We start from the raw sequence: 274 nt of genomic DNA, 5'->3' as shown, positions 1-274 counted from the left end.
CGATCGTCAGCCGCTATGCCGCGTCGCTTTTATTTGACCGGATCACGGATAAACCGGTTTTAAGCGGTATCAAGAGAGACAGTGATGACTATTTCAGGGCGCGAAACAGCGCATTAACCGTCATTCAAATCATCTGTTCCGCCTGGTGTCTCATTGCCGCGATTCTTTTCGTTCTTTATATGTGAAAATTCCTTTCCGAAAAGGAAAGGGATTTTTCTTAATGTCCGTTCAAAATAAAAAGCTGAATAAAAAACAGTACGGCGAAGATGATGAG

1 pseudogene is annotated in these 274 nt (G+C 43.1%); it reads left to right on the top strand.

Annotated elements, in window-relative coordinates:
- Window positions 1–185, top strand: a pseudogene (locus R0K30_RS21870) (ABC transporter permease); the annotation flags it as partial.
- Window positions 186–274: the final 89 nt, after the last annotated feature.

The sequence above is a fragment of the Bacillus sp. SIMBA_154 genome, assembly GCF_046536015.1.
Taxonomy (GTDB): Bacteria; Bacillota; Bacilli; order Bacillales; family Bacillaceae; genus Bacillus; species Bacillus pumilus_P.
This window is presented reverse-complemented; position numbering and strand designations above follow the sequence as displayed.